Origin of the sequence: Fibrobacter sp. UWEL (genome assembly GCF_900142535.1) — a bacterium.
Lineage (GTDB): Bacteria > Fibrobacterota > Fibrobacteria > Fibrobacterales > Fibrobacteraceae > Fibrobacter.
On the sequence record NZ_FRBE01000007.1, the window covers coordinates 148,923 to 160,189 of the forward strand.

An 11,267-nucleotide genomic window follows, 5' to 3' on the forward strand; every position below is an offset into this window, starting at 1 on the left:
AACTCCTAGTATTTATTTGATTCCTTTGGGTTTATATCGATGGTTGTGGTGGTTCCATCAGGGCGTTCCACAATCCAATGAACCAAGCCTTCAGATTTTTCGGTATGCACCAGGCTGCCTTTGCCGCCAATGTCTGCACCCAAATAGAAGCGGATGGCATTAGCCGGGCATTCCTTGAGGCAAGAGGTACATCCCCAACAATCCTTGGGATACTTGATGTATGCTTTCTTGTTTTCGTTAAGCTTGATCAACGTACCGGGGCAGACTTCATGACATCTTCCGCAGCCGATACATTTCTTTTCGTCAATGTAGATGCTCATAAATCTTTTGTCCTTCTTCGGTAAGTTCTCGGGTAAAGGTCTTGATGACCCCATTTTCCAGCTTGGAATTCACGTACTTTTTCCAGTTTACGTTATCCTTTTCAGGGTAATCCAGATTTTCTGCGAAGCTGTGCCAGCGGGTTTCCTTACGGGCTCTGAGATGAGCGATAACGCTTAAGCAAACCACCAGACGTTCACGCAGCTCGTAGATATACATGACTTCCTGCAAGTCGTTTGCAGACAGATTATCAGTCAATTCCTGCAGTTTACGGATTTTCTTTTCGGCTACATCCAGGCCCGTTTCGTTAAAGCGGTAGTTGGTACGGATGCCGCCTGCATAATTATCCATAATGGTTTGCATGGCTTCTTCCAACTGTTCCACCGTGTAGAGGCCCTTTTTAGGCTGGAGGAAATTGGAAACCTGATCAAAGTGTGCGGCGACTTCATTTTCAGGAAGTTCGTTCACGGAGTTTGCGGAACCATTCGCGGAGCCTGCGCCGGCGATAAATTCCACGGCAGCATTTGCAGCAATTTCACCTTCAGCCAAAGCGCCAGTCACGTATTTCTGAGGACAACCACCAGCCACGTCACCAGCGGCGTAAAGGCCTTCAATTGTGGTAGCGCGCTTGGTATCCACCCAGTAACCGCTCGCCGTATGGCCGCCCACGATGTAAGGTTCCGTTCCTTCGATTTCCACATTCTCATGAGCAGGAGTGGAATTCTCAATCCAGCGAATCGTCTGGGATGGAGCCATATTCAGGTAAGCCTTCAGCAAGGATTCTTCCTGAGCGTCAGAAATACCTTCGGTGTGCAAGAAGCAAGGACCGCGACCTTCCAGATTTTCGGTGACGGTTCCGTAAACGCGTTCAGAAGTGGTGAGGCCGTACTTGGTTTCATACACTTCACCAAGAGAGTTCACCTGCTTAGCCTGAACACCCTGTGCCAAAGTTCCTGTAGGAGCAATGGTATCCTTGCAGCGTAATGCAATAAAGCGCATTTCGAAAGTGGTCATTTCTGCACCATGGAGAATACCCATGGCAAAGCCAGCGCCAGTGTTAAAAGGCGGGTACCACATCTTATGGCGAGAGAATCCCGGATTGTTGGGACGGTAAAGTCCAGCGGCACCACCCGTTGCAACAATCACAGCCTTGGCTTCGATAGCATAGAAAGTATCGTTTTCAATGCCAATACCGTAGGCACCATCAATGCGGTTATTATGAACGGAGAAGTCGATGATGTTGACGCGATTCAAAACCTTCACATTCTTGGTCTGCTTTACAGCATTAGCAAGAATGGGCTTGATGTTTTCGCCATTGATCTTGATGTTGCGATTACCGCGGGTAACATACTTACCGTTTTCATCTTTCAGGATCACCAGGCCCAACTTTTCCAGATGAGCGGTCACTTCGTTGAATCGTTCAGAAATGGTGTACAGCAAATCGTCACGTACAATACCATCGGCATCTTTCTTTGCGTAATCCACGTAATCCTGAGGCGTGCGACCTTCAGTGATGTAGGCGTTCAAGGCGTTTACGCCTGCAGCAAGACATCCGCTGCGCTTGATATTCGCCTTTTCGCAAATCAAAATCTGCAAGTCATTATTCTTGGCAGCCGTAAGGGCTGCGTAACAACCCGCGGCACCACCGCCAATAATGAGCAAGTCTGTTTTTATCTTTTCTGTTTTCAATTTGACCTCATTAGTCAAAAGTTTTTCCCAAACTTCTTTAGCCAAAGACTGTTTTCAAACGGTTCATCGCTTCCACCAAAATAGAACGGGGGCAAGCCACGTTAAAGCGCTGGAATCCGGCAGCGATTCTTCCGAATTTATAACCACTGTTAATCCAAAGTTTAGCCTTTCTCAAAATCAATTCATCTTGCTCTGCAACAGTCTTTCCCGTGCCTCTAAAATCAAGCCACATCAAGTACGTACAATCCGTGGGAACCACCTTAATTTGAGGCAAGTTTTCCTTCACAAATTTTTCCACGTAATCAATGTTACCCTTGATGTACTTGTTTACGGCATCGAGCCACTCTTCGCCATGTTCGTAAGCCGCCTGGGTTGCCACAAGGCCCATCACATTCAGCTGGCTATAACCAACCGCATCTATTTCGTGAATAATGGCCTGACGAATTTCGGGATTCTTGATGAAAGCATTGGAAAGCTGCAAACCCGCAATATTAAAAGTCTTGGTAGGCGAAGTCACTGTAATGGAATTCTGGGCAAATTCTTCGCTTAAGGAAGCGAAAACAATATGCTTTCCTTGGTAAACGAAGTCGCTATGGATTTCATCGCTAACCACAAGCACATGATGCTTCATGCAAATTTCGCCAATGCGAAGCAGCTCTTCACGAGTCCACACGCGGCAAACAGGATTGTGGGGGCTGCAAAGCAGGAACACCTTGATATCATTCTCCACAATCTTCTTTTCGAAATCTTCAAAGTCAATATAATAGCGACCGTCTTCGCCCTGAATCAGGTCGTTGCTGACAACGCGACGTTCCGTATCCTTGATGAGGCCAGCAAAATGCATATATACCGGCTTCTGGATCAGCACCGCATCGCCCTTGCGGGTAAAGGCCTTAATGGCCATAGCCAGCACGAACACAACACCGGGAGTCTTCACGATCCAGGAAGCGTCTTCAATTTCATAGTTATGATAGCGGCGGTAAAAGCTCTGCACCACCTTGAAATATTCATCCTTGACTTCGCTGTAGCCAAAGACGCCATGTTCAGCCTGCTTAATAAGAGCATCCTGAATAAAGGAAGAACTCCTGAAATCCATATCTGCAACCCACAGGGAGAGCAGATCATCCTGACTTTCACCAGGCTTAACAGCGCCACGTTCCACCGCAAAGTCATATTTCAGACAATGAGATCCGCGACGATCAATAACTTCATCAAAGTTTAAATTTCTTTCTTTCGACATTTTGAAATCCTTTTTTCCGTACAAGGGGATCCTTCGACTACGCCCTTACGGGCTTCGCTCAGGATGACACATTAAAAACTTCGCTCAGGATGACATGTTAAATCAAACGTAAGCGCCGTCGTTTCCAGAGTGAAGTTCCACAATTGCATTTTCGAAATCCGCAATCAAATCCTTCACGTTCTCTGTACCCACAGACAATCGCAACACGCTGGGAGTAATTCCGTTCTTTTCCAGAATGTCACGAGGCACATCCGCATGGGTCTGGGTAATGGGATAGGTAATCAAGGATTCTACACCGCCCAAACTTTCGGCAAACTGCACCAGCTTCACATTTTCCAAAATGTACAAAGCCAGTTCACGGGATTCCACTTCGAAAGTGATCATACTGCCAAAACCAGAAGCTTCGTCCTTCAAGATATCGTGACCTGGATAATCTTCAAAGCCGGGGTAATAAACTTTCTTCACATGCTTATTGTTGCGCAACCACTTGGCAATTTCAAAAGCGTTCTGAGACTGACGTTCCATGCGGATAGGCAAAGTCTTGATGCCACGAAGCAAAAGCCAGGAATCAAAGGGAGCCAGGCCCGAGCCCACCGTCTTGATAGTAAAGCGGAACTTTTCGGCAAGATCCTGACGGCTAGTGGCAAGGAAGCCTGCCAAGGTATCGTTATGACCGCAAAGGAACTTTGTACCGCTTTCCACCACAATATCTGCGCCCAAATTCAAAGGCTGCTGATAGTAGGGAGAAAGGAAGGTGTTATCTACAATGCACAACAGTCCGTGAGTCTTTGCAATCCCTGCAACGCGTCGAATGGAAACCACATTCATCATGGGATTGGTGGGAGTTTCAAAATACAGGGCCTTGGTATTGGGCTTAATAAAATCTTCAATCTTATCCTGAACAAAATTTACGCGAGTAATTTCCAGGCCGTTTTTCTTGCTGATGGTATCGAAAAGACGAATGCTGCCGCCATAAAGGTCGGAGTCAATAATAATGTTGTCGCCCGGTTCAAAAATTTCAAAAAGTGCGGTAATTGCAGCCATGCCCGTAGAATAAGCGAGAGCATCAACTGCACCTTCCAGGGAAGCGATAATCTTTTCCAACTGTTCTCTGGTAGGATTTTGCAAACGGCTATAATCAAAGCCAGTAGACTTGCCAACGCCTCGATGGGCAAAAGTTGCAGTCTGATAAATGGGGAAGCTAATAGTTCCTGTAGCATCCTTGTCAAAACGTTTCAAATTACCGTGTATACATCGGGTTTCAATTTCTAAACTCATTTCCGCGCACTCCTTTTTCGAATGGCATTTTTCTTTTTCACATTCCCTATTAATTCAATAGGTTTAATTCCGACGCCAAATATAGATGCTGTTTATAACCTTGTCCAATACTTAATTTTTAGCACATTTAATAGGATTTTTGTATACCAAAAAGCCCGCCTCAATCGAGACGGGCTTTTACGGAGACACATTCAATTAAACCGTTTCAACATCGTTCCTGATTTCATTCCAGAATTCCGGAATAACATCGCTTGCAAAACCAGCAAGAGCAATCGCTACACCAACCACAACAAGAGCCGGAGCAGCAATTTCACTGCAGTGCATGTGGCCATTAGCACAGACACCCACAATCAAGTTAGGCACCAAGGCAATAGCCAACCCCAGAAGCGCAGTAACATAAGACAGAATACCGCGAGCCTTGGGTTCAAGCACAAATACAGCCCCCACGGCCACAACAACCAAGCCCAAAAGCACATCTACGTGAGAAGAGCTATTGCAACGCATCACCACTTCACCAGCAGAATGGCAGAACGGAAGAACAACCAAAGAAAGCAATGCTTCAATTGCACCCAATGCCACGATCACAATTCCAAAAACATTCAGCTTTTTCATTTATGATTCTCCTTATTACTAGCGATACTTAATTACGGGCTCAAATATAGATGTGGTTTATGCCCTTGGCTAATACTTAATTTCTAGCGGATTCAATAAGAATTTTTTATACCACTAGAGATTTGCATACTCCCCCGTTTCCAGAGAAAGAACGCCCGACTTCATATGATAAATACGATCCCCATATTGAGACGCAAATCGATTATGGGTGGCAACGATTACGGCAGCGCCTTTTCTAGACAGACGATAAAGCAAGGAGAAAATCTTCAAGCCATTAAGTTCATCAAGATTACTGGTGGGCTCGTCAGCCACAATCAAGGACGGCTTATGAATCAGCGCTCTCGCCAGAGCCACACGACCCGATTCGCCTCTGGATAAATTGGCAGGATATTCATCCACAAGATGGGCAATTCCCAAAGTATCCAGCAATTCCTGAAGCCATTCTTCGTCAAGTTGAGAGCCATTCAAGCCAGCTGCGGATTTAATATTTTCAATGACCGTATAATGAGGCAAAACGGGCTCACTTTGTGGTACATATCCAATACGTTTTTTCTGCAGAATATCCGTCGTTACAGTTCCCGACGTAGGTTCAGTTATCCCAGCGAGAATATTGAGTAACGTACTTTTGCCACTTCCGGATTCACCATAGATTACAATAAAATCTCCGGACCAGGCGAAAATTTCTGCATTGTTTACCGCATTTATAGTTTTTCCGCCACGAACATATTCTTTATTTAAATCAATACCATTTAATATCATTCAAACCACCTCCAAGTTTTAAAAAGGGAACAACATTACCTAACACTTTTAACTTTTTCATAAGATCCCTCGCTTGTTATAGGTGGTACTTTAATTTGGGCACAAATATAAACCACAATTTTATAATTGTCCAATACTTAATTTCTAGCAGAATTTATAGATAAAATTTATATAGTGTAGATAAACTAATTGCCGCGAGTCCCGCAACAATCCGAGGGACCGCAACAAGTGTTGTCGCAGGAACTATCACCAGAGCAGTCACAAGCGCAGTCGTGATTTCCGCAGGTGGTTCCGTACACAGGATGCACATCGCGGCCCATGGCAGAAAGCATTTCGCGGTCCCCCTGGATGGTAGAACCAGAAGTAGTCAGCATGTTTCCTGTAATGGTAGCGCTAGCACCAGACTTAAACACCTTTTCGCCATTGTTCTGCATGGTCAAGCGACCTGCAGCCAAGCGGATGTTTGCGGTAGGATTGATGTAACGGAAGAAGGCGAATGTACGCAGAGCGTCTTCTTCGGGAAGCTGAGGCATGTGTTCCAGAGGAGAGCCCGGAATCGGCATCAGCACGTTAATAGGAATGGAACGTACGCCAGCCTCAAAAAGACTAATAGCCATATCCAGGCGGTCTTCCCAAGTTTCGCCCATGCCGATAATGCCACCAGAACAAACGCAGAAACCTTCGCTCTGGGCCACCTTAATGGTGTCGATCTTCATCTGGTATGTATGGGTAGTACAGATGTTGGGGAAGTTTCTCTGGGAAGTCTCAATATTGTGATGATAGCTGGTCACGCCAGATTCACGCAATCTCTTGAATTGTTCCCGAGTCAAGAAACCCATGGAAGCGCAAAGGTTCAACTTGGTTTCTTTCTTCAAGCGCTTGTAAATCTCAAGAGCCTTGTCAAACTCTTCCCCAGAAAGGGAACGGCCCGAAGTCACCATGGCAAAACGATCAACGCCTTCAGCCTCATTAGCCTTGGCTTCTGCAATCACTTTGTCAGCATCCAGCAAGGAATAGACTTCGCAATTAGTGTGGTTATGAATGGACTGGGCGCAATATTTGCAGTTTTCTGGACAGCGGCCACTGCGAGCGTTAATGATAGTGCACAAGTCCACCTTCTCGCCACAAAGCTTACTTCGAATGTAATCCGCCCCTTCGCACAATTGCTGCAAATCGCAGGTCAAAAATGCATTCAGGTCATCACTACGGGTCAAACGACGACCCGCTACAATTTCTTTCGCAAGGGCAAGAGCATCCATAAAAACTTCCTGGATATAATATGGTCTGCCCAAATTTAAAAAGCAAAGATCCTACCGTCCAATACAATAAAGTTAGAACTAGAGATTGAAATTTTCTATTACCTACAATATTGTATTAAACAAAAGGCCCAGAAAAACGATGCTTAAGGCAACCGTCCCAAAGAAAATCAACAGCAGTTTTATACTCATGACTTTCTTGAGCATCATGGCTTCGGGAAGAGACAATCCCACAACAGCCATCATAAAGGAAAGTGCGGTTCCAATGGCGACGCCCTTGGATACGAGCACTTCAATCACAGGCACAACGCCAGCCGCATTGGAATACATAGGCACCGCTAATATTACAGCCAATGGCACTGCATACCAATGTTCCGAAGAAAGGTAATCCTGGAAAAATCCCGTAGGTACATAGCCGTGCATCACGGCACCAATGGCGATACCGATGACCACATACAAAATTACGCCGCGAACAATATTCACGGAACTGCGAGCAATCCCGGGCAAACGCTGTGCAAAACTCTTTCGCGAAGAATCGTCAGCAACCGCGTCAACAGAGGTTTGTTGAATTTGCCGAACCCAGTCGCTTAATAGACGTTCCAACTTAAAGCGTCCAAGAATAGCTCCCAGCACAGCGCCAAGCAATATGCCGCTTGCCACATAAATCACTGTCACTTTCCAGCCAAAGGTTGCCGCAAGCATAGCTACCGCCACTTCGTTCACCAAGGGCGATGTAATCAAAAATGCGAACGTTACGCCTAAAGGAATGCCACCCTTCACAAAGCCAATAAACAGCGGAATGCTGGAGCAAGAACAGAAAGGCGTTACCGCGCCAAACACTGCCGCAAGCAAATACTGCAAACCGAACAGTTTATGTTTCGTCAAAAAATTTCGGAGGCGTTCCACCGGAAAATAATCGTTCACAATTCCCATCAAGAAGCTGATGGCGAAAAGTAGCAGCACAATCTTTATGGAATCGTAAACGAAAAAGTTCAGTGCAGCCCCCAGGCGAGAGGCCGCATCCAAACCGCATGTATCATAAATCAAGAAATCTGCAAACTGCTGGATCATAGGCGCCACTTATTTCGAAAGGAGCCGACGAATTTCATCATCGCTGATCTTTCCCTTAGCCACAACTTTTTCATCAATGACCAAAGCGGGTAAGGACATTACATTGTACGGAAGCATTTGCAGGACATTATCGATGCGGGTCACATTCGCTTCGATGCCCATTTCTTTTACAATGCGTTCCACAGATTCTGCGAAAGCCTGGTTGCATTTGCATTCGCTAATCAAGATTTTAATGTTTTTCATTCTTTTTCCTTTGTGCAGCTCGCGCGATGTTTCATTATTTGTAATAACCATCGTTTTCATTCGTAGTTCGTAGAACTACGAATAATAAAGACAATTAAAAATCCCTACACAATAGGGATTTATAAAGTGGAACTACTTGCAGCAAGAATTTTTCTTGCAAAGTTTCATGTTGAAGAAATCCTTAAAAAGTACCTGAGCCTTTTTCCAGTTTTCAGGTTCAATGCAATACTTGACCTTGGGAGCCTCAATTTCACCTTGAATCAGTCCGGCGGCTTTCAGCTCTTTCAAATGCTGGCTAACGGTAGCCTTCGCAATGGGCAATTCCTCATGAATATCCCCGAAATAACAAGTATCCTGCTTGGCAAGAAACTGCATAATGGCAATCCTCGCCGGATGAGCAAGAGCCTTGGCGATCCGAGCCAAATTTTCAGTTTCTTCGCAATATTTTTTCTGTGCCATAAAAGCCTCGTTCGTAAATATACGAACAACAAGACAAAAAAGCAAGTATAAAAAAGAAATTCCAGAGAAGAAATCTCTGGAATTCTGGGAAGAACCATCGCGATTTATTCAGAAATCTACTAGGCAGCAACCACATTCAAGTCGCAGAATAACAATCTAGTATGCGGGTCACCTTCGTTCTTTTCTCGTAATTTGCGAAAGCCATTCTTTTCATAAAACGGAATGGCATCAATATACGCGTCTACAGTCATAAACCTACAACCAGACTTGTTATCATCTGTAAAGTAGCCTCGCATAAAGTTCAGAAGAAATGAGCCCAAATGCAGATAGCGATATTTTACATCAACGCCAAGGCGGCAAAGTTTTACAGCTGGATAACTTTTCAACCGTTTTGACTGAGGAAATCCACGCTTTTTTCTAAAGCGGTTAAATTCAGTATTATTAGCAAAATCACCCAAAGCAACCTTATCGTTGGCCATGCTGCAGAAGGCCAGAATCTCCGAAGGACGGTTCTTATCAACGACGACATAACTCACCGCCAATAAATGAGTCTTGTATAAAGAAGATTCTTTTTTCAAGAAGTCGTTCAAATCCAAATCACCACAATCAAAATTCATGATCGCGTCATCTTCGCGAAGTCTTCTTATGTTAAGGCTAGAAAAATCTATTTTATGAGACATTCCCCCACCTTTGGAAATTGCATTTCTTCTCCGCGCTTGAGCATTTCCAGCCCAATCTTGTAAGCCTCCATTACGCGAGCACGTAATACAGGATCTTTCTTACAGTTTTTCATTTGCGCTTCAAAGCGCCGAGCATCTTCTCCAAAAAGAATTGGGGTTTCCTTAATCGGTCTTGCCATAGCCCTCTCCTTATTTTAATTACCCGGCAACGCATCTCAACAAAAGGTGGATGGTGACTAAAATATACTCAATCCATTTTTCACATGCAAGGGGTCAAACTTTTTACCCGTACGAATGCAACCATTGTTTGCAAAAATAAAACAGCCGTCCCTTTTCAGGAACGGCCGTCTTTAACCAAACAGAGATTCAATTTTTTCGGGAAATTATTTACCCCAGACTTCTTCGGCGATTTCCTTCACCAGGGCGACCTTTGCCCACTGTTCTTCATCCGTGAGCTTGTTGCCCACTTCGCAAGAGGCAAAGCCGCACTGGGGGCTAAGAGAAAGTCTTTCCAGAGGAATGTATTTTGCAGCTTCCTTGATTCTTTCAATAATCACAGACTTATCTTCCAACTGCGGGGTCTTGGAAGTAATCACGCCAAGAACAACCTTCTTGTCTGCGCTAACCCTTGCCAAGGGTTCAAAACCACCAGAGCGTTCGTCATCGTATTCCAGGTAGAGCGTGTCCACATTTTCGCGAGCAAATACGTAATCCGCAACAGAGTCATAAGGACCGCTGGTGAAATAAGTAGAGTGGTAGTTACCGCGGCAAATGTGGGTATTGATAATCAGGTCTTCCGGCTTGCCTTCAATAGCCAGGTTGTTCACATGGAGCAACTGATTCTTCACCACGTCCAGATTCAAGCCCAGGGACTTGTAACGCTGAGCGGCAGCATCACCCACAATTGCGCCCCAAGTACAGTCATCCAGCTGGATCACTCGACAGCCTGCATCATAAAGCTGGCGGATCACGGCGCGATAAGCGTAAGCGATATCCTGAATCAGCTCTTCATTGGTTGCGTAGAACTTGCGGGTAGTCTCGATGTTCTGAGGAACGATGAGCTGCTGGAACAGCTGAGCGGGAGCAGGAAGGGTCTGCTTTGCAACGTGACCATCAGATTCCAGAGACTTCACGAATCTAAAGCTTTCCACAAAAGGATGGAGCTTAGCCTTGATTTTGCCCACCAGGAATGTTGCGTCCAGATCGGCAACTTCACCGGCGAACTGAACGCCGCCACCCACACGTTCATGGGCAACGCCTTCAAAGCCCCAGAAGAAATCCAAATGCCAGAACTTGCGATTGTATTCACCGTCGGTGATGTAATGGAGACCGGCCTTCTTCTGCTTTTCAACAAGCTTTACGATTTCCGGATTTACAATTTCATTGAATTGCGTGAGGGTAATCTTACCAGCGTTCAAATCTGCACGGGCCTGCTTTACTGCGGCAGGACGGAGGAAACTACCAACTACGTCAAAGTGTGTAATAAGGGTATTGTTCTGAGCCCGAATTCTATTTGCAAATGCATAATCCGAGCGGAATCTGAAGGATGCAAAAAAGGCCCCCAGATGGGAGCCAGCTAGGATAACTAAATTGCAACCTTCTCTTACCACAAAGAGGTTGCATTGAGTCATCTTAACCGAGAGCAAAGATACAAAATTCTTG

At 45.3% G+C, this 11,267-nt stretch carries 13 protein-coding genes; all 13 read right to left on the reverse strand.

The features are described from left to right. Positions 1-5: 5 nt before the first annotated feature. The gene (locus BUB59_RS06570; RefSeq protein WP_073227373.1) at positions 6-320 is read right to left on the reverse strand and encodes a 4Fe-4S dicluster domain-containing protein; all 315 of its coding nucleotides are present in this window, start codon (positions 318-320) and stop codon (positions 6-8) included. Further along, a complete protein-coding gene (locus tag BUB59_RS06575) occupies positions 304-2,007 on the reverse strand; it encodes an adenylyl-sulfate reductase subunit alpha (RefSeq protein WP_073227430.1) in 1,704 nt (567 codons plus the stop codon). Before BUB59_RS06575 ends, BUB59_RS06570 begins: the two co-directional genes overlap by 17 nt. A gap of 37 nt (positions 2,008-2,044) precedes the next feature. Then, complete coding sequence (locus BUB59_RS06580; RefSeq protein ID WP_073227376.1) at positions 2,045-3,247, reverse strand: MalY/PatB family protein; 1,203 nt, start codon at positions 3,245-3,247, stop codon at positions 2,045-2,047. A 102-nt stretch (positions 3,248-3,349) separates the two neighbouring features. Further along, entirely contained in the window at positions 3,350-4,525 is a 1,176-nt protein-coding gene (locus tag BUB59_RS06585) for a trans-sulfuration enzyme family protein (protein WP_073227379.1), read from the reverse strand. Positions 4,526-4,720: 195 nt separating this feature from the next. Beyond that, positions 4,721-5,137, reverse strand: coding sequence for a DUF4418 family protein (locus tag BUB59_RS06590; protein ID WP_073227384.1), 417 nt, complete (start codon positions 5,135-5,137; stop codon positions 4,721-4,723). Between the two features lie 114 nt (positions 5,138-5,251). Then, positions 5,252-5,896: an ABC transporter ATP-binding protein gene (locus tag BUB59_RS06595; protein ID WP_073227389.1), complete on the reverse strand. Its 645-nt coding sequence runs from the start codon at positions 5,894-5,896 to the stop codon at positions 5,252-5,254. 185 nt (positions 5,897-6,081) lie between these two features. After that, positions 6,082-7,155, reverse strand: a complete 1,074-nt coding sequence (bioB, locus tag BUB59_RS06600) for a biotin synthase BioB (RefSeq protein WP_073227392.1) — start codon at positions 7,153-7,155, stop codon at positions 6,082-6,084. Between the two features lie 102 nt (positions 7,156-7,257). Continuing rightward, positions 7,258-8,223, reverse strand: coding sequence for a permease (locus BUB59_RS06605; protein ID WP_073227395.1), 966 nt, complete (start codon positions 8,221-8,223; stop codon positions 7,258-7,260). A gap of 9 nt (positions 8,224-8,232) precedes the next feature. Then, positions 8,233-8,466, reverse strand: a complete 234-nt coding sequence (locus tag BUB59_RS06610; protein WP_073227398.1) for a thioredoxin family protein — start codon at positions 8,464-8,466, stop codon at positions 8,233-8,235. A gap of 132 nt (positions 8,467-8,598) precedes the next feature. After that, positions 8,599-8,925, reverse strand: a complete 327-nt coding sequence (locus BUB59_RS06615; RefSeq protein ID WP_073227401.1) for an ArsR/SmtB family transcription factor — start codon at positions 8,923-8,925, stop codon at positions 8,599-8,601. Between the two features lie 119 nt (positions 8,926-9,044). After that, positions 9,045-9,605, reverse strand: coding sequence for a GNAT family protein (locus BUB59_RS06620; protein ID WP_073227404.1), 561 nt, complete (start codon positions 9,603-9,605; stop codon positions 9,045-9,047). Continuing rightward, complete coding sequence (locus BUB59_RS06625) at positions 9,590-9,784, reverse strand: hypothetical protein (RefSeq protein ID WP_073227407.1); 195 nt, start codon at positions 9,782-9,784, stop codon at positions 9,590-9,592. Before BUB59_RS06625 ends, BUB59_RS06620 begins: the two co-directional genes overlap by 16 nt. Positions 9,785-9,988: 204 nt before the next feature. Beyond that, positions 9,989-11,236: a 5-methyltetrahydropteroyltriglutamate--homocysteine S-methyltransferase gene (locus BUB59_RS06630; protein WP_083540205.1), complete on the reverse strand. Its 1,248-nt coding sequence runs from the start codon at positions 11,234-11,236 to the stop codon at positions 9,989-9,991. Between the last annotated feature and the right edge of the window lie 31 nt (positions 11,237-11,267).

What these genes read in the sequence shown, in the direction of transcription:
- BUB59_RS06615 (WP_073227401.1), bottom strand. Translation starts at nt 8,925, where the DNA reads ATGGCACAGAAAAAATATTGCGAAGAAACTGAAAATTTGGCTCGGATC.
- BUB59_RS06590 (WP_073227384.1), bottom strand. Translation starts at nt 5,137, where the DNA reads ATGAAAAAGCTGAATGTTTTTGGAATTGTGATCGTGGCATTGGGTGCA.
- bioB (WP_073227392.1), bottom strand. Translation starts at nt 7,155, where the DNA reads ATGGATGCTCTTGCCCTTGCGAAAGAAATTGTAGCGGGTCGTCGTTTG.
- BUB59_RS06625 (WP_073227407.1), bottom strand. Translation starts at nt 9,784, where the DNA reads ATGGCAAGACCGATTAAGGAAACCCCAATTCTTTTTGGAGAAGATGCT.
- BUB59_RS06585 (WP_073227379.1), bottom strand. Translation starts at nt 4,525, where the DNA reads ATGAGTTTAGAAATTGAAACCCGATGTATACACGGTAATTTGAAACGT.
- BUB59_RS06570 (WP_073227373.1), bottom strand. Translation starts at nt 320, where the DNA reads ATGAGCATCTACATTGACGAAAAGAAATGTATCGGCTGCGGAAGATGT.
- BUB59_RS06595 (WP_073227389.1), bottom strand. Translation starts at nt 5,896, where the DNA reads ATGATATTAAATGGTATTGATTTAAATAAAGAATATGTTCGTGGCGGA.
- BUB59_RS06605 (WP_073227395.1), bottom strand. Translation starts at nt 8,223, where the DNA reads ATGATCCAGCAGTTTGCAGATTTCTTGATTTATGATACATGCGGTTTG.
- BUB59_RS06610 (WP_073227398.1), bottom strand. Translation starts at nt 8,466, where the DNA reads ATGAAAAACATTAAAATCTTGATTAGCGAATGCAAATGCAACCAGGCT.
- BUB59_RS06580 (WP_073227376.1), bottom strand. Translation starts at nt 3,247, where the DNA reads ATGTCGAAAGAAAGAAATTTAAACTTTGATGAAGTTATTGATCGTCGC.
- BUB59_RS06630 (WP_083540205.1), bottom strand. Translation starts at nt 11,236, where the DNA reads ATGACTCAATGCAACCTCTTTGTGGTAAGAGAAGGTTGCAATTTAGTT.
- BUB59_RS06620 (WP_073227404.1), bottom strand. Translation starts at nt 9,605, where the DNA reads ATGTCTCATAAAATAGATTTTTCTAGCCTTAACATAAGAAGACTTCGC.